The organism is Kitasatospora sp. NPDC057198 (assembly GCF_042670125.1).
In the GTDB taxonomy this organism is placed as follows: Bacteria; Actinomycetota; Actinomycetes; order Streptomycetales; family Streptomycetaceae; genus Kitasatospora.
The window spans coordinates 26942-47485 of sequence record NZ_JBHUWH010000004.1 but is presented as its reverse complement, the minus strand read 5'-3'; the positions used below and the strand labels follow the sequence as shown (position 1 = coordinate 47485).

The window sequence follows — 20544 nt, the reverse complement described above, 5'->3', positions numbered from 1 at the left end:
CTGGGGGTGGTTGGCGGTGCTCAGTGGAGGCCGAGGCCGATCCGGACCTTCGGCGGGCGGCCGAGCAGGTAGGCGCCGACCGACTCCAGGACCACGTCGTGGCCGATCTGGCCCTGGCTCAGCACCGCGGTGTCGCGCAGCCAGCGGTCCATCGGGGAGTCGTGGTTGATCGACCAGGTCTGCAGGAGGTCGTAGAGCCGGTTCACCACCGAGCGGGCCACGTGCACGGCGTGCAGGCCGGACAGCGGGACGGCGCCGCGCTCGGTCGGGCTGAGGTCGTCCAGCGTGCCGCCGGCCGCCAGCACCTCCCACTGGCGGCGGGTCGCCCCGTACACGCCCTCCCGGGCGGCGTTGAACTCGGCCTCGCAGCTGGCCAGTTCGGTCTGCACCCGCCAGCTGTCGGCCCAACTGCGGCCGGCCATCCGGTCGTAGCGGGTGCTCGCCACCTCGCGGGCGTGGTCGAGCGCGGCCCGGGTGAGGCCGAGCGGGACGCCGGGCAGGGCGCGCATGAAGGAGTCGGACCAGGCCATCGGGTTGGGCGCGACCCGCGGTTCGAAGAAGGAGAAGGTGTGGCCCTCGGGGACGAACACGTCGGTGAGGGTGTAGTCGCTGCTGCCGGTGCCGCACAGGCCGGTGGTGTCCCAGTTGTCGACCGGCTCGGCGGCGGAGGCCCGGACGACGAACTGCATCGAGTCGTGCTCGTGCGGGCTGTCGGGGGCGGCCCAGGGCTTGCCGTCCTGGTAGACGAACGCGCCGGAGGTCAGCAGGTCGGCGTGCCGGACGCCGGAGCCGAACGGCCAGTGGCCGCTGAGCAGGTAGCCGCCGGGGACGCGCTCGGCCCGGCCGGCCGGGACCAGCGAGCCCGCGGTGATCAGGTCGGGGCCGGTGTAGAGGGCCCGGGTCGCCTCCGGGGTGAGGAAGTTGGTGATCGCGCCGCCCATCGCGCCGATCCCGGCGCACCAGCCGGCCGAGGCGTCGCCGTACGCGAGCGCCTCCACCACCTCCAGTTGCTCCGGCGAGGTCAGGCCGGGGCCGCCGGTCGCCGGGCCGTGGCCGATCCGGAACACGCCGGTGGCGCGCAGCAGTTCGGTGACGTCGGCGGGCAGCGTGCGGTTGTCCTCGATCTCGGCGGCCCGCTTGCGCAGGACGGGCGCCAGCTCGCGGGCGCGGCGCAGGATCTCGGCGCCGTCGAGCGGGGTGTCCAGCGGGGCGTCCAGCGGGCTGCCGCTCGGGGCGTCGTTCGGGGTGTCGGTGGTCATCGGTCCACATCCAGGAGTCCGGCGGGCATGGCGAAGGGGGCCTGCGGGTCGGCGGGCGCGACCTCGGAGGTGACGGTGCGGACCAGCGCGGCGGCGGCGGCCAGGCGCTGTTCGCAGGCGGTGACGCTGTCGGCCTCGCAGACCACGAAGGAGTGCCGGGCCAGGTAGCCGCCGGGCGGCAGCCGCAGCACGGTGCCGGGCGGGGCCATCGGGGCGGCGTGCAGCAGGCCGGGCGCGTCGCCGGGCGCGGGGAGGGTCAACTCCTCGAGCCGGCAGTCCTGTTCGGGGCAGCCGAAGCGGATCCCGGCGACTGCGGCGCGGGTCGGGGCGATCTCCGGGCGGCGGCCGGTGGCGACGTCGAACAGCACCTCGCCGGGCTCCAGGCCGGTGGCGATCCGCCCGAGCAGCGGGATCAGGTCGCCGCCGAGCCGGCCGTTGACCTCGACGATCAGCGGGCCGCGCGGGGTGAGCCGCAGCTCGGTGTGGGTGATGCCGTCCTCGACGCCGAGCGCCCGGTGCGCGTCGGCCAGGTGGGCCAGCAGGGCGGGGTCGGCGAGCAGCGGGTCGGCGGCGTCGACGACGTGGCCGACCTCCTCGAAGTACGGCTCGTCACTGCTGTACTTGCGGGCCAGGAACAGCGGCAGGTACTCGCCCTTGTGGACGGCGCCGTCCACGCTGATCTCCGGGCCGCCCGCGTACTCCTCGACGATCACGCTGGCCCGGTACGGCCCGGGGTCGACCTCGCTCGCGGAGAGCGCGGTGCGGAACGCCTCGTCGAGCTCGTGCTCGTCGGCGGCGAAGACCACGCCGATGCTGGCGCCCATGGCGCGCGGCTTGAGCACCACCGGGTAGCCGATCCGGGCGGCGGCGGCGCGGGCCTCGGCGAGGTCGGTGGTGAGCGCGAAGCCGGGCTGGCGCAGGCCGGCGGCGGTGAGCACGGTGCGGGTGCGCTCCTTGTCGCGCACGCCGCGCACGCCGCGTTCGGACAGGCCGGGGACGCCGAGTTCGGCGGCCAGCAGTCCGGCGTCCAGCACCAGCGGCTCGTCCCAGCAGAGCAGGCCGACGACGTGCTTGCGGGCGGCGATCTCCCGGACGGTGGCGTTCATGGTGGCGGTGTCGAAGACGTCGGCGACCACGATCTCGTCGAAGTACTCGCGCTGCCAGGTCGGCCGCAGGTTGTTGACCAGCAGTAGTTCCAGCCCGGCGGCGCGGGCCCGGCGGCTCATCGGGCCGACCAGGTACTCGCGGTACTCCTTCAGTCCGCTGCCGATCACCAGCAGGGTTCCCGGTGTTGGTTCCTGACGTTCCGTCATGATTCCTCCTCCGCTCGGGGGTCGATGTCGAACCGGACCAGCGCGGCGGCGGCGGCGGCGAGCCGGCGGGCCTCGGCGGGGGTGTCGGCCAGGGTGGTGACGATGCCGACCCGGTCCCAGGAGCTGCGCAGGCCGGCGGCGCGGTGGCCGGGGGCGATGCCGACGACGGCGAGTTGCACGCCCTCGGCGGCGGCGGCCGCGTCCAGGCCGTGCACGGCGGTGACGGTGCCGGGCCGGTCGGGGGCCAGGAAGGCGGCGGCGGTGGCGCGTTCGGCCTTGGCCGGCAGCGGGCCGGGGCTCTCGCCGCGCATCAGGGCGTAGTAGGCGCGGGTGAGGTCGACCGGGTAGGCGGCCTCGATCAGGTCGGTGATGGAGTCGCCGGGCAACCGTCCGGCGCACTCGACCAGCACCGGGACGCCGTCGGCGAGGATCCACTCGCAGTGCAGCACGCCGGTGCCGAAGCCGACCGCGGCGGCCAGCCGTTCGGTCTCGGCGGCCAGCAACTCGTGTGTCTCCACCGGGATTTCGGCCGGGACGGTGTGTCCGGCCTCGATCGGGTACCGGCCGGGGTAGAGCAGTTTGCCGGTGGTGTTGGCGAACACCGGGCGGCCGTCGGCGACCAGCATCTCGACGCTGAACTCCGGCCCGGAGACGTACCGTTCGGCCAGCATGGCGGGGGTGATCGGCCGGTCGGGGACGAACACGCCCTCGTCCTGGGCCTGTCCGAACGCCCAGGCGGCCTCGGCCTCCTCGGGGCCGCGGACCACCAGGGTGCCGACCGACGCCTGCCGGTTGGTGGGCTTGAGCACCGCCGGGCCGGGGTGCCGGGCCAGGAAGGCGGCCAGTTCGGCGGCGCTCGCGACCGGCTCGGAGGCCGGGTTGGCGATTCCGGCGGCGGCCGCGACCACCCGCAACTGGTGCTTGTCGCGCAGCAGTTGGGCGGCGCCCAGGCCGGCCCCGGGCAGCCCGTAGCGTTCGGCGAGCCGGGCCGCGAACGGCACCGCGTACTCGACGGCGGGGATCACCGCGACCGGGTCGAGCCCGGGGTGGGCGGCGAAGAACGCGTCGGCGCGGCCCGGCAGGTGGTACTCCCACTCGATCAACTCGCGGGCGTAGTCGATGCCTTCGACCGCCTCGGCGAGGTGCCGCTTGCGGGCGACGTCCGGCTCCTCGACGTAGACCACCGAGCCGGCCGGCTGGAAGGCGGCCAGCGCGGGCACCGCGAAGGCGACGTAGCCGACCACCAGCACGGGGCGCCCGCTCGCGCCCTGCCCGCCCGTGCCGTCCCCGCTCATGCCTTCCCTCCGACCGGCTCGACCAGGTCGTCGGCGGGGGCGGCCCCGGCGGCCCGCCGGTCCGCGTCCCGCTTGATGCCGTACACCGCGAGCGCGCCGGCCGCGGCGGCCGTCAGACCGGCCATCACCCAGAAGCCCTGGCCGAACCGCTCCCACAGGTAGACGCCGAACAGCGGGGCGACCGCCCCGGCCAGGCCGGTGACGGCGTGCATGGCGGCCAGGTAGCGGGCCTTGAGGTGGGACGGGAAGGTCGCCGGGTGGGCGAACATGCTGGGCGCCGCCGTCATCAGCCCGGCGACGTAGACCACCGCGCCGAGCAGCACGAACGCCCCGGAGTGCACCGCCAGCCCGTACACCGCCAGCCCGACCGCGTTCAGCCCGTGGCCCAGGCCGACCGCCAGGTAGGTGGGGATCCGGGTGATGTACGCGGTGATCTTCAGCTCGCAGGTGATCAGGATGACCGAGGAGGTGGCCAGCACCGCGCTGTACAGCCAGGTCGGGTAGCCGTCGTCGACGATCTCCAGCGGCAGCGAGACCGAGGACTGCACGTAGGTGAGCGTGCCGAGGGTGATCGCGGCCAGGTACGCCAGGTAGGCCCGGTCGCGGAGCATCGCCGCGTACGCGGCCCGGCCGGTCGCCCGGCGCTCGGTGCTGCTCACCGCCTCCGGTTCGGGCACGGCGTGCCGCGGCAGCAGCCGGTAGGCGAGGGCCGCGTAGAGCAGGGTGGTGGCGCCGTCGATCCAGAACAGCAGGTCCCAGTCGAGCAGGATCACCCCGGCGGCGATCAGCGGGGCGAGCGCGGCGCCGACGTTGAGGGCGATCCGCATCATCGAGAACGCCATCACGTGGTAGCGGTCCGGCATCAGGTCGCTGAGCAGCACCGACGCGGCGGGCCGGTACGCCTGGGCGAACAGTCCGGCCCCGGCGACGGCGAGCAGCAGCGGCGCCAGCAGCCCGGGGCGGGCCAGCAGCGGCAGCACGGCGACCAGCGGCGCCGAGCCGGCCATCGCGATCACGATGGTGGTGCGGGCGCCGAGCCGGTGGGTGGCCTCGCCGCCGAGCACGGTGCCGACGGCGGTGCCCAGGCTGTAGGCGCCGAGCGCGAGGCCCGCGGTGCCGTCCGACATGTTCTTGTGCGTCAGGTAGAGCACCAGGAAGGTCTGGACGAAGGCGCCGAGCTGGTTGACCAGGACGCCGCCGAGCAGGTACCGGACGGTGGCCGGGGTGGCCCGGAGCGTGTCGAGGACGCCGATGGGTGGCCTGTCGTCGTCGGTCATGCCGCCTCCTTCACTGCTTCGGCGATGCGCTCCGCGACCAGCGGAGCGGTGGAGAACCCGCTGCCGCCGCAGGCGGCGCGGGTCCACAGGCCCGGGGAGACCCGGGTGAGCAGCGGGCCGCCGGTGGCGGTGTCCGCGGTGTAGTGGCAGACCCGGACGCCGGCCACGGGGTAGCGCTCGAGGTCGGGCAGGATGCCCTCGGCGGCGAGCCGCTCCAGGTGGGGACGCTGGTCCTCGCCGCTGCTGTCGGTGTCCGCGACGGGGCGGCACACCGTGTCGGAGCTGAGCTTGAGCAGCGTCCCGGCGCCGGGCGGCAGCACCCAGCCGCGGCCCGCCCGGCCGAGGCCGCCGGCGGCGGGTGCCTCGTCCCAGCGGTCCGCGCGGTCGTCCCCGGCGGGGCGGCCCAGGTAGAGCATGGTCTGCCGGTACAGGGTGACCGGGCTGTCGGCGAGCCGCCGCGTCCACGGGCCGCCGGCCAGCAGGGCGAGGTCGCCGCGGAGCACCTCGCCGGTGTCCAGCACGATCCGGCCGGAGCCGGTGAACACCGAGCGGACGGTGCTGTGCAGGCGCAGCGCCACGCCGGGCCGGGCGGCCAGCCAGCGGGTGGCGGCGTGCAGCACCCGGTCGGCGAGCAGGACGCCGCCGGTGAGTTCGCGCACCCCGACGGTGCCGGGCGGCAGCCCCAGCGGCGGGAGGGCGTCCGCCGCGGGCAGGTCGACCGGGACGCCCGCCTTGTCGGCCTCGGCGAGCAGGTCGTCGAGCCGGTCGGCGGGGTGGGCGGTGAGCGTGCCGACCCGGCGGTACAGCGGGGTGCCGAACAGGGCCTCCAGGCCCTGCCAGTGGCGGTGCGCGTCGAGCCGGCGGGCGGTGCCGCCGGGGTCGCCGGGCAGCAGGGTGCGGATGGCGCGGTGCTGGTCGTGCGAGGTGGCGTCGGGGTTGGGCAGCGGGCCGCGCTCCAGGACGGTGACCCGGTGCCCGGCCCGCGCGCAGGCGACGGCGGTGAGCAGGCCGGTGACGCCCGCGCCGACCACCAGCACGTGCGCGGCGGCGCTGCCCGTCGCCCGTGCGGGGGCGGTCGGCGCGAGCCCGGTGGTGCTGCTCACCGTCCGCCGCCGCGGGCGCGGGTCGCCAGCCGGGGCAGCGGGCGGGGGGTGACGGTGGTGGCGGTGTGCTCGGCGGGGATGCCGGTGTCGGGCAGGGCCTCGGCGGCGAGGTCGACCAGCAGCGGGGCGGCGCAGCGCAGGAACAGGTCGAGTTCGTGCCAGAAGTCGCCCGCGTCGGTGTCGGTGACCTCCCAGCGGTCGAGCCGGCCGAGCTGTTCGGTGAGGGTGGCGGCGGCGGCGCTGAGGCTGAAGCGGCGCGGGCGCAGGGCGGCGGCGAAGCGTTCGGCGATCAGCGCGGCGGCGTGCCGGGAGCGGGCGCCGACCGGCAGCGGGCCGCGGTCGAGGTACGCCTCGGCCTTGGCGGCGACCCGGTTCCAGGGTTCGACCAGGCGCTGGCCGCAGACCCGGTCCATGGCGGCGCGGGTGAAGTTGGTGCGCTGGAAGTCGGGGCCGGTGGCGGCCAGGTAGTAGCGGGCGAGGTCGCGCGGGACTTCGGCGGTGAGCTGGCGTCCGGTGACGACGTGGCCGCGGCTGGTGGAGAACTTGTCGCTGTCGAGTTCGTAGAACTCGTTGGTGACGAAGTGCGCGGGCAGGGCGAGTCCGCCGAGGGCGAGCAGCATGGCGGTGCCGGCCAGCGCGAAGGCGAAGCTGGCGTCGGAGCCGAAGAAGTAGGCGACCTCGGGGCCGTTCTCCAGCGCCCAGTGCCGTTCCTCGTCGCCGGGGACTTCGCCGCGGGCCTCGGCGGCCAGCGCGACGGCGTGCAGGCTCCAGGCGACGGTCTCGGTGTCGGAGTACAGCACCTGACCGGGGGTCTCGGCGAACGGGGCGGGGATGCCCCAGTCGATAGGCAGGGTGATCGGGTAGTCGGGCAGCCGCCGGGCGGTCAACTCCTCGACGAGCTGGGCGAGTCGGGGCCGCATGGTGGGGGCGAGCCGGGCGAAGTAGCTGGCCAGGGCGGCCCGGTGCTCCTCCAGCGGGAGCACCAGGACCTCCTTCTCCCGCAGTTCGACCGGGAGTTCGGGGTGCCGGGTGGAGCGCGGGTCGATCAGTTCGCCGGAGGCGATCCAGTGGCCGCAGCTCTCGCACAGCCCGGCGCAGCCCTCGGCCAGGCAGACCGGGCAGCCGCCGCGGACGTAGGCGTCGGTGAGGTACTCGCCGGTGGCGGGCAGGTACGGGAACTTGACCTTGCGCAGCCTCAAGTGCCCTTCGACGTACAGCCGTTCGAAGAAGGTGCGGACGGTCTTGAGGTAGCGCTCGTCGAACCGGACGAAGCCGTCGGGGACGATCCCGGCCGCGGCGAGGGTGGCCTCGACCTGTTCGGCGGCGCGCTGCCGCAGCTCCTCGGGCTGTTCGCCGAGCCGGCGGGCGGTGGTGACGATGTAGTTCTGGGTGAAGTGGACGCCGGTGCCGAACAGGGTGTCGCGGCCGGTGGCGCGGGCGTAGCGGGCGCACACGTCGGCGGACAGGAACGGCCCGGCCAGGTGGCCCAGGTGCAGGTCGCCGTTGGCGGTGGGGCCGGGGGCGATCACCAGCAGCGCGGCCATCAGCGACCGCCCGCCGCGCCGGCGGCCAGGCCGTGCCGGGCCAGCAGGTCGCCGGTGATGTCGCGGGCCCGGTGGGCGAGCACGCTGATCAGCGAGTCGGCGATGCCGTGGGTGGCCTCGTTGACGCCCTGGAGGTACAGCGCGGCCTCGGTGCCGGCGCCCAGGTCGACCCGGTAGTCGCGGCTGACGGTGATCTCGGGCAGCCCGGCCTTCTCGGTCAACTCCCGTACCAGGGACGGCATCCGGCTGTCGTAGCCGGTGCCGAGCAGGACGAGGTCGCAGCGCTGCTCGGTGACCTTGCCGGTGCGCCGGTCGCGCAGGTCGAGGACGACCTCGCCGTCCTCCTCGCGGGCGGCGAGCACCTCGGTCATCGGGCGGACCTCGGCCCGGCCGGTGCCGATCATCTTCTCCCGGTACAGCAGCATGTACAGCTCGTCGAGGAACGGCGGGGCGAGCGCCGCGTAGTTGGTGAACCGCATCTCGTCGAGGAGCTGGGCCCGGGTCTCGGCGGGGGCGTCGAAGAACTCGTCGACGAAGGACGGGTAGAACAGCTCGTTGACGAACTTGCTGGTCTGGTAGTTCTGCAGGCCGATCGAGCGGACCAGCATGGTGACGGTGGAGTTCGGCAGGTTCTCGTACAGCGCCATGAACATCTCGGCGGCGCTCTGCGCGCCGCCGATCACCACGGCGCGCAGCGGGGCGTTCTTGTCGACGGTGCTGATCCGGCCGCGGAAGCGGGCGCTGTGGATGACCTTCTCGGCGGGCAGGTCGGCGAAGACCGCGGGGATGTGCATGTCGCGGCCGGCGCCGACGACCAGGTCGCGGCAGCGGATGGTGTCGCCGTCGGCGAGGGTGACCTGCCAGCCGACCAGCTTGCCGTCGGCGTCGTAGCGCGGCTCGGTGGCGGTGGCCTTGGCGTCGTAGCGGATCCGCACCTTCTCCAGCGAGCGGGCCACCCACTGCAGGTAGTCGGAGAACTCCCAGCGGTGCGGGTGGAAGGTGCCCAGGTTGATGAACTGGTCCAGACGGTCGTGCTGGTGCAGGAAGTTGAGGAACGAGAAGCGGCTGCGCGGGTCGCGCAGCGTCACCAGGTCCTTCAGGAAGGACACTTGGCTGCGGGCCCAGGGCATCAGCAGGTCGCGCTGCCACTTGATGTCCGGGGCCTGCTCCAACAGCAGGGTGTGCTCGGCCAGTTCGGCCGATCCGCTCTCCTCGATCGCGGCGGCGAGGGCCAGGTTCGCCGGTCCGGCGCCGATCGCCAGTACGCCCACCTCTAGGTCAGCCACGCTTTCCCCCTCGGGAACTCGGTTTCTTCCAGGGCCGGTTGTCGCGACGAGGAATCTAGGAAGCCGGTGTTCCCGGCCGGTAGGGCGTGCTTCCCGGCGGCGGGGGAATTTCCGGACGGGCTGCGTGCGAAGGGCCCCGGGGGAGGTTCCCCCGGGGCCCTTCCTGCCGTGCGGCCGCTACTTCTCGGTGATCCGCAGCACCCCGGTCTCGGTGCCCTGGTAGAGGGTGCCGTCGGGGGCGGTGGTGCCGGTCATCTGCAGCGGGTTGTAGAGCAGGCCGATGCCGAAGGAGCTCCCGGCGACCTTGGCGCCGGTGTTCGGGTCGATCACCGCGTGCGCGTAGGTGGCGAAGGTCTGGGCGCCCACCGGGTCGGTCGGGCCGCTGACGGTGACGGTGTAGATCAGGTCGTCGCCGAGCGAGAGCCGGGGCAGCGCGGCGGACTTGACGTCGCTCTCCCAGACGGTGCTGCAACCGGTGCCGGTCGCGTTCAGGTCGATCCGGGCCAGGCCGCCCTGGAAGGAGGCCGAGGACGGGACGCCGGCGGGCGCGCCCTCGGGCAGCGCCGGGTACGGGTAGCCGTAGGTGTTGGTGACGAAGACGCTGCGGCCGGAGGCGATCACCGCGTCCTCGGTGCCGCTGGCGGCCCACTTGGTGAGCACGGGCGTGGCGCAGACCGGGGCCGGCCCGGCGTCGACCCGGTAGACCAGCAGGTTCTCGTGCGGGGCGGCGTTGTCGGTGATGGTGACATACTCGGTGCCGTCGCCGGGGCCGAAGAAGCTGGGCGTGGCGCCGGTGCCCCAGCTGAGCTGGCCGGGCTTGCGGCCGGGGCCGCGGTCGTAGGGGGCGCGCCACTGCACGACGGGGGTGCCGTCGGCGGCCTGGCCGAGCAGGTAGAGGGCGTGGTCGGTGGCGACGGCGGTGTGGCCGGGAACGGTGGAGATGCTGTTGGCGACGCCCTCGCCGGTGGCCAGGGTGCGCACCGCGCCGGTGGTGGTGTCGGCGGTGCCGACGACGCCGCCGCCGGTGGCGAACCACACCTTGCCGTCCCAGCCCGGACTGAGACCGACGATGTTGTCGCCGGCCGGCACCGAGGCGGCCAGCGGGGTGCTCTCGTCGACGGTCAGCTGCCAGGCCCCGGAGCTGTTGCGGTGGTGGCCTATCCGCAGCAGGTTGTCGTCGCCGTCGACGCCGACCAGCCGGTCGTTCTGGTCCAGGTAGGCGTACACGCCGCCGAACAGGGCGCCCTTGGGGAGTTCCAGCGAGGCCAGGTCGTCGCCGTCGGCGGGGTCGAGCAGGTGCACGGTCGGGGTCCGGCCGAAGATCGTGGTGCACAGCGCGACCGGGTAGCCGTCCTGCCCGACGGTGACGGTGGGGCAGGCCGAGGCGAGCGCGGTGCGGCTCCAGTTGACGGCGCCGGTGCCGGGCCCCGCGTACGGGGTGGTGTCGCTGGAGGCGGAGTCGCCGTGCATGCCGGCGTTGCCGTTCGGGGCGGTGGCCGGGTTCTGCGGGGGCAGCGGCCCGAAGGCGGTGGCGGCGAGCGCCGCGGCCAGGGCGAGGGCGGGGAGCAGCGGCCGGGTGCGCATGGCGGGGTCCTGTTCCGGGAGGCGGAATCCTTCCGCGGCGAGCGGAAGGAAGGGACGCCGAACGGCAGGCGGCACCGGGGACGGGGAAGCGCGCGGGGCCGCTCGGCGGGAGTGCGTGAGCGGCCCTCGACGGGAGGGGTACGGGCCGCGTCAGCCGACGCGGCGACAACCCGTCGTGGTGGCACGGCCATGGTCGACATGGCGGCGGCTCACCAGCAGGGTCATGCCACGCACCTTAACGACCGCGCCCCGCGTTCCGCTGCCCCTTTCCCACTCCTCGGACGGAATTCCTGACCCGCTGTCACCACCCGGGCCGGGGCCCGGCGGCCGACGTGCGGTCAGTCGGCAGTCAACTCCTCGAGATCGGCGAGGAATTCGGAGGCGGTGACCGGGTCAAGGTCGCCGAGGCGCTCGCGGTACTCGTGGCTGTTCGGCCAGTAGCGCTCCAGCCTGTCGTCCAGCCAGACCGCCTCGATGGTCTGTTCGTCGTACTCGGCGGGGAGGCCGGTGTAGATGCCCGGCGCGATCTGGACCACCAGGTGGCGGCCGTTCGGGAGCGGCTTGTGGAACCACCATTCCAGGCCCGCGTCCTGCGGTTCGCCGCGCCGCCAGCCGCGCTTGGTCATCGCGAGTATCCGGCCCGCCTGGACGGTGTGCTCTTCGAACCGGTGCAGCCGGTGGCCGTCGGCCTCCTCCTCGGTCAACCTTGCTGTCGGGCGGCCGAGTTGGCGGAAGGGCTGGAGGATCTCGTAGTCCGCGAAGAGCTCCGCCCAGGCGGCCAGGTCGGCGGGCGCCAGGTGCAGCGGGTGGACGAGTCGGACGGTGGCGTCGCCGGGAAGGGCGAAGGGCTCGTCGCGGACGTCGGTGAGGCTGCGGTCCTCGGCGACCCGGAAGGCGGTGGTGCCGGCCGTCCAGACCAGGCGGCGCACCAGCTGGCCGAGCAATGGGTGGGAGACCAGCAGGTCGGTGAACTCGCCGGCGCTCCACGTCCGTTCGGCGACCATCGCGGCCTCCAGACGGGCGCTCTGGTCGGCGAACAGGGTGCGGGCCTCCTTCTTCAGCGCGGCGAAGCGCTTGCGCTCGGCGGGGGCGAGCTCCTGGTCGTCACGGGCGCCGGGCGCGGGCAGGTCCTTGCGCCGCTTGCCGTCGGCGTCCAGCACGTACGGGCGCAGCTCCTGGTCGAAGCCGACGGTGAAGGTCCGCGGGCCGTAGTCGATCACCGTGCTGCCGTCCGGGTCCAGGCCGAGGTCCGGTACCAGACGGTCGGCGAGCTGCTCGGCCGTCAGGCCCAGTGCCTCGGCGATCTCGGCGATCTTCTCCTGGGCGCGGCTCTTGAGCGCCTTGAACTTCACCCGCTGGGCGATGCCCTGGAGTTGCATCAACGCGGTGTCGGTGCCGATCGCGGCCAGCACGTCCAGGCCCTCCACCGCGCGGTGGTGGGCGTTCTGGCCCGGCCACTCGCGCAGCAGCGGCGCCAGTCGGCGGGCGGTGTCGTCGTCGCCGAACTCGCCGAGCGCGTACAGCGTCCAGCTGTCCGGCCCCGGCATCCCGCCCTGCCGCCACTCCTCCAGCAGCGCCCAGCAGAACTCCCGTACCGTGTCGGCCCGCAGCGCCGGTGCGACCAGCGCCAGGCCCGGGTACGGGTCGCGCAGCTTCCCCAACTGCAGCACGGTCAGCAGGTGGCGCACCGCCGGCTGGGGCAGGGCGCCGCTCCCGTCGGCCAGTTGGACCTGCGGCAGCACCTCCGGCCGCAGCCAGGAGGGGAGTTCGGGCAGCGTCGCGGGCAGCAAGGTCTCCAGCGGATCGGTGCCCAGCGCGTCCGCGACCACCGCCGCCGCCTGCTCGCCGTACCGCTCCGCCACCGCCGCCGTCAGCACCTCCGTCCCCTGCTGGGCGGCCACCAGTCGCAGCGCGTGCTCCGCCGCGGTCCGCTCCCGACCGGCCTTGCCGACCGCCGCCGGCACCAGCAGCAGCGCACCCGCCACCCCGTGCCGGGCGAACCACGAACGGGCCACCGAACGAACGGACTTGAGGCGCAGCAGGGCGTCCGCCATCACGCCCGCCGCGACCGCGCCGCGCACCGGCAGCAGCACCGGCGCGACCTGGGCCGGCCGGGCCACTGCCGCGCCGAGCACCAGCCGCAGCGCGGCCGGGCCGAACCTGGCCAGTACCGGTGCCAACTGCTCGCCGCAGGAGGCCAGTTCGCGCGGGTTCCAGGACTCCAGGTACGGCGCCATCAGCTCCGCCGGGGCGATGGCCAGCAGCCGGCAGCACTGGCCGGTCCAGCCGTTCTCCTCGGAGTTCCGCACCTTCTCCGCCCAGCCGATGTTCGCCGTGTACTCCCAGGAGCGGTAGGGGGTGGCCGCGAACGCCGCCGACTCGCCCTCCTCCCAGAGCAGTTGGACCTCCTGGTCGGCCACCTGGCCGGTCAGCACCCGCGGCCTGCCGACGGCCCGCCGCCGCGTCCACGGCGGGTCGACCAGCAGCGCGGGCAGCCGCTCCGGCGCCGCCTCGGGCAGCGGCTCCCGCGCCCCCGCCAGGCCCCGGACGTACGCGGAGCTCTCCTCGTCCAGGGTCGGCAGGATCTCCGGCAGCCGCGAACGCAGCACCGCCACGTGCCCGTCGAGCAGCTGCCGGACCGCCGCCGCGTCGGGGCCGCCGCGTCGCGCCGCCGCCGACAGGACCCGCACCGCCCGTACCGGGAAGCGCTCCACCATCGTCAGCAGCACCAGCCGGAAAGTCTTGTCGGCGACCCGGTCGACCAGCTCGACCATCGCCTCGTCGGTCGGGAACCGAGCCACGTACTCGGCGCACTCGCGTGCCCAGTCGTCGTCCCACCGGCACTGCTCCAGTGCCCCCGCGACCAGCGGCGCCGCGGCCGACCCCACCCCGTCGGTGACGGTGGCCACCAACTGGGGCTCCCAGTACGTCCACGCCCCGCGGTCCGCCGCGCCGAACCGCCGCGCCTGCTCGGCGCTGCCGAGCGCGGGCAGCAGCAGCGCGCGCAGCAGGCCGCCCGTCTCACGCGAGTGTCCGAACATCTCGGCCAGACACTCGTCGACCCACTCCGCCCGCTCCGGCACCAGGAACGCGGTGACCGCCCGGCGCAGCAGGGTGCCCCGCAGCTCGGCCAACTCCGCCACCACGGCGGCGTACTCGGGCTCCGGTGCGGCGGCCAGCGCCCGGCGGGCGGCCGCCAGCAGCCGGAGGTCGAACCTCGCATCGGAGAACTGCGGGGAGTCCAGGTCGCGGACGGTCACCCTGGCCCGCCCGTAGGACACCCGCAGCTCGGAGGTGTCCACCTCCCGGGAGACCAGCGCGGCCCGCACCGCGAGGCTCAGGCCGAAGCGCGCCACCCAGCCGGCGAACGACCGCTCGGCCCAGTCGGGATCGTCCCACTCCCGGACCATCGCGGTGACCGCCACCAGCCCCACCGGGTCCGGCGCCCCGGCCCGGTACGCCCTGACGGCGGCCACCACCCCGGGGTCGGACTCCGGGGCGGTCAGCACCTGCTCGATCGCCCGGTGCGGCCGGGTCATGTGGAGGTCCTCCGCCTCGGCCACCGCCGCCGCGTCCACCACCGGCCACCAGTCGGGCAGCGGCACCGGCACCCCGCCCCGGCGGCGGGGCAGCACGTGCTCGCGCCACGCCTCGGGCAGCACGAACGCGTCCTCGTCCGGGAACCCGGCGGCGGGGGCGGGCACGTCGGGGACGGGCACGGCGAGGCCGGGCACCTCGGGGGCGGGCACGGCGAGGCCGGGCACCTCGGGGGCGGGCACGTCGGCCTCCCGGTACTTCGCCGAACCGCCGTCGACCGACTCCCGGTGCTGCACTTCGCCCCTCCGACCCGAACCGGCCGACCACGAACCGGTCGACCGCCTGGCGGCACCCTAGCGAGCGGTCCGGACACCCCGGCCCGGGGAGGTCAGTGCATCCGCTGCGCGGTCGCGGCCTTCGCCAGCAGGGCCTCGGCCTCGGCGGTGCGGCCCTGGGCGGTGAGCAGGCGGGCCCGGTACTCCATGGCGTAGGCGTCGCCCAGTTCCTCGGCGCGGCGGAAGGCGTGCACGGCCCGGTCGAGGTCGCCGTTGTCGCGGAAGGCGACGCCGAGGGCGGTGATCGGGAACGCCTCGTCCTGGGCGAGGATGCCGGGCGCCCAGCGGTCCACCGTGGTCGCGTCACCGCGCTCCAGGCCCTGCCTGACCAGGCCCAGCATGGCGTCGGCGTCACCGAGGGCGGCGACCTGCTCCCAGACCACCTGGGCCCGGTGGGGGTCCCCGGCGGCCGAGTGGTACATGCCCAGGTTGTACCCGGCCACGGTGTTGCCGGCCGCCCAGGAGCGTTCCCACCAGTGCAGCGCGGCGGCCGGCTCGCCGTTCGAGTGGAACACCGCCCCCAGGTTGCTCATCGCGACGTCGTCCCCGGCCTCGGCGGCGGCCAGCATCTCGACCAGTTCGCCGTCCGGCGGCCGGTAGGACGCCCTCTCCACCAGCCGCGCCTCCACCTCGTCCTGCTGCCCGCGCCGCTTCCCGCGCGACCACCACCTGCCCACCGCCACCACTCCCACCTGTGCACGAACCCGCACCCGCACTCCATGACCCGGCGATGATGCCACCCCGCCTCGAACGCCTGCGCACCGGACGCCCGCGCACCGGGCCGGTTGGTTCCCCGGGGCCGGGGCGGGGCATGGCTTGGAGGGACACCGGCCTGCGGTGCGGTGCGGGACGGCTGACGGTTGACGGCTGACGGTTGGGGACGAGAGGGGCCGTGGTGGGTACGGAGTGGGCGAGCGACGCGGTGCTGTACCAGATCTACCCGCAGAGTTTCGCGGACGGGAACGGCGACGGGATCGGCGACTTCGCGGGGCTGACGGAGCGGCTGGAGTACCTGCGCTGGCTGGGGGTGGACGCGGTCTGGCTGAACCCGTGCTTCGCCTCCCCGTTCGGCGACGCGGGCTACGACGTGGCGGACTTCCTGACCACCGCGCCCCGCTACGGGACGCCGGAGGACCTGGCGAAGTTCACCGACGCGGCCCGCCGCCAGGGCATCCGGGTGCTGCTGGACCTGGTGGCGGGCCACACCTCGGACCGGCACCCGTGGTTCGTCCGCTCGGCCGCCGACCCGGACGACCACCGCTACGTGTGGGCGGACCGCCCGGCGCCCGGGTACGTGGCCTCGCCGGGCAGCCGACCGGGCTGGTACCGGCCGAACTTCTTCGACTTCCAGCCCGCGCTGAACTTCGGCTACGCCCGCACCGACCCGGCCGAGCCGTGGCGGCAGCCGGTGGACGCCGAGGGGCCGCGGGCCAACCGGGCGGCGCTGCGCGAGATCATGGCGCACTGGTTCGCGCTGGGCGTCTCGGGCTTCCGGGTGGACATGGCGTCCTCGCTGGTCAAGGACGACCCCGGGTTCGTGGAGACCGGGCGGCTGTGGCGCGAGACGCGGGCCTGGATGGACGCCCACCACCCCGACCAGGTCATTCTCGCCGAGTGGGGCGACCCGGCCCGCTCGGTGCCGATGGGCTTCCACGGGGACTTCTTCCTGCAGTTCGGCGGCCCGACCGACGGCGGGGCGCTGCGCTCGCTGTGGAACAACGGCGCGGGCACGGTGCACGAGGAGTGGCCGGCCGAGCCCTGCTACTTCGACGCCGAGGGGCGCGGTTCGATGCGCCCGTTCCTGGCCGAGTGGGAGCGTGCCGCGCAGGCGACGGCCGGGCACGGCTTCGCCTCGCTGCCGACCGCCAACCACGACTTCTCCCGGCTGGCCTGCGGCCCGCGCACCCGCGAGCAGTTGGCGGCGGCGTTCGCCTTCCAGCTGACCTGGCCGACCGTCCCGGCGATCTACTACGGCGATGAGATCGGCATGCGCTTCGTACCGGGCCTGCCGGACACCGAGGGCAGCGTGCTGGGCCCGCACTACAACCGGGCCGGTTCGCGCACCCCCATGCAGTGGGACGCGACGGCGGACGCCGGGTTCTCCGCCGCCCCCGCCGAGAGCTTCTACCTGCCGCTGGACCCGTCACCGGACCGCCCGGACGTCGCCTCCCAGCGCGCCGACGAGTCCTCGCTGCTGCACCAGGTACGGGAGTTGATCGCGCTGCGGCGCGCGCACCCGGGCCTGGGCGCGCACGCGCCGGTCGAACTGCTGCACACCGGCTACCCGTTGGCGTACCTGCGGGGCGAGCGCTACCTGGTGGTGGTCAACCCGCGCCGGACGCCCGCCTGCCTGCCGGTGGAGCGCGAACTGCCGGGACGGCTGCTGTACGGGCGGGGCGTGTCGCTGACCCACTCGGTGCTGCGCGCGGAGGGCTTCTCGTACGCCGTGTTCACCCACTGAGCCCCGCCGACTCCCCCTCCCCGCACAGCAGTTCGGCCGCGGCCGTGCGCAGGTAGAGCACGCTGCGGCCGGTGCGGTGGCGGGCGGCGAGGCCGGCGTCGTGCAGCGCGGACAGGTGGTGCGAGACGGTGGGCGCGGACAGGCCGGTGCGGGCCGCGAGTTCGGTGGTGGTGGCGGGCGCGTCGAGTTCGGCCAGCAGCCGGGCCCGGGCCCGCCCGAGCACCCGGGCCAGGCCGTCGGGGGCCTGCGCGGCGGACTCCCACAGCGTGGCGACGCCGCGCGGCGGGTAGACCAGGCCGGGCTGCCAGGGCGGGTTGAGCTGGGAGAACACCCCGGGCCAGGCGAACACGGTGGGCACCAGGACGAGTCCGCGCGCGCCGTCCAGCCGCCGGTGCGCCTCCAGGTGCCGGTGGCCGATCCGCAGCAGGTCGTGCTCCCAGCTCACCGACGGGTGCAGGTCGGCGAACAGCCCGGCGGGCCCGCCCGCCGCCAACTGCCGGGCCCGGCGCAGTACTTCCCCCTCGGCGAGGCGTTCGATCCGCCCCCAGTGCGGGGCGATCGCGGCCTGCCAGTACGCCCGCGCCTCGGCCGCCAGCCGCCGCGTCCCGGCCGCCGGATCCGCGTACAACTCGGCCACCAACGGCGGGAGTTCGCCACCGATCCGGTCCAGGTCGCGGCGCACCGCGGCCGGGTCGAGCGCGGTCAGCTCGGCCAGCTGCTCCTCCAGCGCGGGGCTGCTGCCGGCCGGCACCGGGGTGAGGAAGTCCGGCACGTACACCGTCGGCAGCCGGATCAGCTCGGAGAGCAACTCCCAGCTCACACCAGCGAGTTCGCGCCGGGCCCGGCGCACCCAGGGCAGGTGGACGGCCCGCCGCCCCGGATCCTTGAGCACCTCGACGCTGGTGGTCAGCTCGCACAGCGGCGACCGGGCGAACCTGGTCCGGGCCAGGTCCTGCGCGGAGAACTCCCAGGTCAGCATCGACTCCCCCTCGTCGCCCGGCCGGTGAGGATTCGAGCAGCGTCGAATCCATGGGCGGGAACGATCATCGCAGACAGCCTCGTGCCATGACCACCACCGCCCCCGCCCCGCTCCGGGACCGCCTCGGCCTGCCCGCCTCCGCGGGCCGCCACCGCCCGCTGATCGGCGCCCACCTGATCGACAGCCTCGGCACCGGACTCGTCCTCGCCTTCACCCTGGTGTTCTTCGCCCGCACCACCGCGCTCCCGCTCACCACCATCGGCGCCGCGGTCTCCACCGCCCGGCTGCTGGCCCTGCCCACCGCGCCCCTGGTCGGCCCGCTGATCGACCGCCACGGCGCCCGGACCGTCGCCGCCTGGGCCAACGCGCTCTCCGCCGCCGCCCACGCCGCCTTCCTGCTCGCCGACCGCACCTGGTCGATCGTGCTGGTCTGCCTGCTCGCCCAGGCCGGCCAGGCCGCGTACTGGACCGCCAGCACCGGCCTGGTCGTGCTGGCCGCCCCGCCCGGGGAACGCACCCGCTGGTTCGCCCTGGTGCAGACCCTGCGCAACGCCGGGCTCGGCCTGGGCGGCGCGGCCGGCGCCCTGCTGGTCGGCGACGGCGGGGCGGGCGGACTGCGACTGCTGGTCGCCCTGAACGCCGCCTCCTACCTGGCGGCGGCCCTGCTGCTGGCCCGCTGGCGGCCGGACCCCGTAGCCCCCACCGGGACGGGAGGCGAGGCGGGCACCGGGACGGATGCCGGGACGGACGGTACGGGGGCCGAGGCTGCGACGGGGGCCGACTCCCGCGGTGGCGGCTACCGGGCGGTGCTGGCCGACCGCCGCTACCTGCTGATGGTCGCGGTGAACCTGTCCTTCGTACTGGCCTCGATGGTGCTGAGCGTCCTGCTGGCCGTGCACGTGACCGCCGCCCTGCACCTGGACGCCGCGCTGGCCGGCGCGCTGCTGGTGCTCAACGGAGTCCAGGTGGTGCTCACCCAGAACCCGGTCTCCCGCCTCCTGGAGGGCCACCGCGCGACCCGCACCGCCGCCGCCGGCGCGCTGCTCAACGCGGCGGCGTTCGCCCTGTTCGCCGCCCTGCCCGCCGGCGGTCCGCGCTGGCTGGTGCTGCCCGGCCTGTTCGCGGCCATGCTGGTGTACAACCTGGCCGAGACCGTCGCCACCCCCGGCCGCGAGGAACTGAGCGTGGCCCTCGCCGACCCCGCCCGGCGCGGCCGCTACCTGGCCGTCAACCAGCTGTCCTGGAACATCGGCCAGGCCCTCGCCCCCGGCCTGCTCACCCTGCTCTTCGCCCACGGCCCGTCCTGGCCCTGGCTGTTCCTGCTCGCCGCCTCGCTCGCCGCCGTCCCCGGCCTGCTCCGGCTCGAACAGCCCTTCCGCGCAAGGCGGTTGACGCCCGCCAACAACGGTCGGTGATGACCGGCGATGACCGGAACGTGGTGACCGACTGTCGCCAGGACGCCGAGCAGGCGCACCGGGCGGCCCGGAAAATCGAGGGGCCGAGGGGCCCGGGGAACTGTCGGCAGACGAGCATGCACCACCAGGGGCTCGGGGAACGGCGAGTCGATGCTGCTGGTGGCCGGAGCCCATCGGAGGTTCGTGCTGCTGCGTGTCTGTGACAGAACCGGAAGCCGATGCGCGCTCCGGCAGTGAACCGTCAGCAGACCCGGGCTCGCCGTTCCCCGAGCCCCTGGCGGTGCTCTTCGCCGTTCCCCGAGCCCCTGGCGGTACTCTCCCGAGCCCTTGACTTCACTCTCCGTTACAGGCCGTCCCCCAGGAGCAGCACCGCCAGGGCGATCGCCGCCGCCGCGATGACGCCCAGGAAGGGGGCGCGGCTGCGTGGTGGGGCGAGGAGGGTGGTGAGGGCGGGCGGGGTGGTGACGGCGAGGACGGGCCAGCCGGGGGCGAGCAGGAGTGCGGTGGCGGTCGCGGCGAGGACCGCGACGGTGGCCGAGGCGCGGCGGCCGAGGCGTTGCGGGAGGCCGCGGATGCCGGCGGCGCGGTCCGCGGCCAGGTCGGGCAGCACGTTGGCGAAGTGCGCGGCGGTGCCGAGCAGCGCGCCCGCGGCGAGGACGGCCGGGGCGGGCCAGGGGCGGCCGGGCAGGGCGAGCGTGACGAAGGCGGGCAGCAGGGCGAAGGCCACCGCGTACGGGAGCCAGGACCAGGCGGTGGCCTTGAGGCGCAGGTTGTACGCCCAGCCGGCGGCCACCGCCGCGAGGTGCACGGTGGCCGCCGCGACGCCGCAGGCGGCCGACAGCAGGACGCAGCAGGCGACCGCCCAGCGGGTGGCGGCGACGACCTGACCATTCGTCAACTCATCCGCTGCGAGCGGCTTGTCGGGTCGTCCGGCGTCCGCGTCCCGGCGCCGGTCGATCAGGTCGTTGCTCCAGCCGATCGAGAGCTGTCCGGCGGCGACGGCGCCGGTGGTGAGGGCCGTGCCGAGCGCGCCGCGTCCGGCGGTGGCGGCCATCGCGGCGGTGATCGCGGTGACGGCGGCGGCGGGTGCGGGGTGGCAGGCCCGCAGCAGGGTGCCGATCCGGGCCCGGTGTTCCACTGCTGCGCTGCTCACACC

14 protein-coding genes are annotated in these 20544 nt (G+C 74.9%); 2 read left to right on the top strand and 12 right to left on the bottom strand.

The features are described from left to right. Window positions 1-20 precede the first annotated feature (20 nt). The 10 genes from ACFUEL_RS01080 to ACFUEL_RS01035 form a co-directional block, all read right to left on the bottom strand. Complete coding sequence (locus tag ACFUEL_RS01080) at window positions 21-1259, bottom strand: acyl-CoA dehydrogenase family protein (RefSeq protein ID WP_380233762.1); 1239 nt, start codon at window positions 1257-1259, stop codon at window positions 21-23. Then, window positions 1256-2572 (bottom strand): acetyl-CoA carboxylase biotin carboxylase subunit family protein, encoded by a 1317-nt coding sequence (locus ACFUEL_RS01075; protein WP_380233761.1) that lies wholly within the window; start codon window positions 2570-2572, stop codon window positions 1256-1258. The genes ACFUEL_RS01080 and ACFUEL_RS01075 overlap by 4 nt, the downstream gene beginning before the upstream one ends. After that, window positions 2569-3867 (bottom strand): ATP-grasp domain-containing protein, encoded by a 1299-nt coding sequence (locus ACFUEL_RS01070; RefSeq protein WP_380233760.1) that lies wholly within the window; start codon window positions 3865-3867, stop codon window positions 2569-2571. The genes ACFUEL_RS01075 and ACFUEL_RS01070 overlap by 4 nt, the downstream gene beginning before the upstream one ends. Next, on the bottom strand, window positions 3864-5144 hold the full coding sequence (locus ACFUEL_RS01065) for an MFS transporter (protein WP_380233759.1): 1281 nt from the start codon (window positions 5142-5144) through the stop codon (window positions 3864-3866). Before ACFUEL_RS01065 ends, ACFUEL_RS01070 begins: the two co-directional genes overlap by 4 nt. Next, window positions 5141-6247: an NAD(P)/FAD-dependent oxidoreductase gene (locus ACFUEL_RS01060; RefSeq protein ID WP_380233758.1), complete on the bottom strand. Its 1107-nt coding sequence runs from the start codon at window positions 6245-6247 to the stop codon at window positions 5141-5143. The genes ACFUEL_RS01065 and ACFUEL_RS01060 overlap by 4 nt, the downstream gene beginning before the upstream one ends. After that, the gene (locus ACFUEL_RS01055) at window positions 6244-7791 is read right to left on the bottom strand and encodes a class I tRNA ligase family protein (RefSeq protein ID WP_380233756.1); all 1548 of its coding nucleotides are present in this window, start codon (window positions 7789-7791) and stop codon (window positions 6244-6246) included. Before ACFUEL_RS01055 ends, ACFUEL_RS01060 begins: the two co-directional genes overlap by 4 nt. Further along, the gene (locus ACFUEL_RS01050) at window positions 7791-9077 is read right to left on the bottom strand and encodes a SidA/IucD/PvdA family monooxygenase (RefSeq protein WP_380233755.1); all 1287 of its coding nucleotides are present in this window, start codon (window positions 9075-9077) and stop codon (window positions 7791-7793) included. The genes ACFUEL_RS01055 and ACFUEL_RS01050 overlap by 1 nt, the downstream gene beginning before the upstream one ends. Before the next feature lie 177 nt (window positions 9078-9254). Next, window positions 9255-10661, bottom strand: a complete 1407-nt coding sequence (locus tag ACFUEL_RS01045; protein ID WP_380233754.1) for a hypothetical protein — start codon at window positions 10659-10661, stop codon at window positions 9255-9257. Window positions 10662-10999: 338 nt separating this feature from the next. Beyond that, window positions 11000-14494, bottom strand: a complete 3495-nt coding sequence (locus ACFUEL_RS01040; RefSeq protein WP_380233753.1) for a DUF4132 domain-containing protein — start codon at window positions 14492-14494, stop codon at window positions 11000-11002. 92 nt (window positions 14495-14586) lie between these two features. After that, on the bottom strand, window positions 14587-15216 hold the full coding sequence (locus ACFUEL_RS01035) for a tetratricopeptide repeat protein (protein WP_380233752.1): 630 nt from the start codon (window positions 15214-15216) through the stop codon (window positions 14587-14589). 209 nt (window positions 15217-15425) lie between these two features. Between ACFUEL_RS01035 and ACFUEL_RS01030 the strand changes: the two genes are divergently transcribed. Continuing rightward, window positions 15426-16994 (top strand): alpha-amylase family glycosyl hydrolase, encoded by a 1569-nt coding sequence (locus ACFUEL_RS01030; protein WP_380233750.1) that lies wholly within the window; start codon window positions 15426-15428, stop codon window positions 16992-16994. Here the strand turns inward: ACFUEL_RS01030 and ACFUEL_RS01025 are convergent. Beyond that, a complete protein-coding gene (locus tag ACFUEL_RS01025; protein ID WP_380233749.1) occupies window positions 16984-17973 on the bottom strand; it encodes a DUF5937 family protein in 990 nt (329 codons plus the stop codon). The two genes, ACFUEL_RS01030 and ACFUEL_RS01025, sit on opposite strands and share 11 nt — an antisense overlap. 86 nt (window positions 17974-18059) lie before the next feature. On the opposite strand from ACFUEL_RS01025, the gene ACFUEL_RS01020 reads away from it, so the two are divergent. Next, window positions 18060-19388, top strand: coding sequence for an MFS transporter (locus ACFUEL_RS01020; protein WP_380233748.1), 1329 nt, complete (start codon window positions 18060-18062; stop codon window positions 19386-19388). 343 nt (window positions 19389-19731) lie between these two features. Here ACFUEL_RS01020 and ACFUEL_RS01015 read toward each other — a convergent pair whose 3' ends face one another. Further along, window positions 19732-20541: a UbiA family prenyltransferase gene (locus tag ACFUEL_RS01015; RefSeq protein ID WP_380233747.1), complete on the bottom strand. Its 810-nt coding sequence runs from the start codon at window positions 20539-20541 to the stop codon at window positions 19732-19734. Between the last annotated feature and the right edge of the window lie 3 nt (window positions 20542-20544).

Coding starts and splice junctions, on each gene's coding strand:
- ACFUEL_RS01080 (WP_380233762.1), bottom strand. CDS start 1,259: ATGACCACCGACACCCCGAACGACGCCCCGAGCGGCAGCCCGCTGGAC.
- ACFUEL_RS01075 (WP_380233761.1), bottom strand. CDS start 2,572: ATGACGGAACGTCAGGAACCAACACCGGGAACCCTGCTGGTGATCGGC.
- ACFUEL_RS01070 (WP_380233760.1), bottom strand. CDS start 3,867: ATGAGCGGGGACGGCACGGGCGGGCAGGGCGCGAGCGGGCGCCCCGTG.
- ACFUEL_RS01065 (WP_380233759.1), bottom strand. CDS start 5,144: ATGACCGACGACGACAGGCCACCCATCGGCGTCCTCGACACGCTCCGG.
- ACFUEL_RS01055 (WP_380233756.1), bottom strand. CDS start 7,791: ATGGCCGCGCTGCTGGTGATCGCCCCCGGCCCCACCGCCAACGGCGAC.
- ACFUEL_RS01045 (WP_380233754.1), bottom strand. CDS start 10,661: ATGCGCACCCGGCCGCTGCTCCCCGCCCTCGCCCTGGCCGCGGCGCTC.
- ACFUEL_RS01025 (WP_380233749.1), bottom strand. CDS start 17,973: ATGCTGACCTGGGAGTTCTCCGCGCAGGACCTGGCCCGGACCAGGTTC.
- ACFUEL_RS01020 (WP_380233748.1), top strand. CDS start 18,060: ATGACCACCACCGCCCCCGCCCCGCTCCGGGACCGCCTCGGCCTGCCC.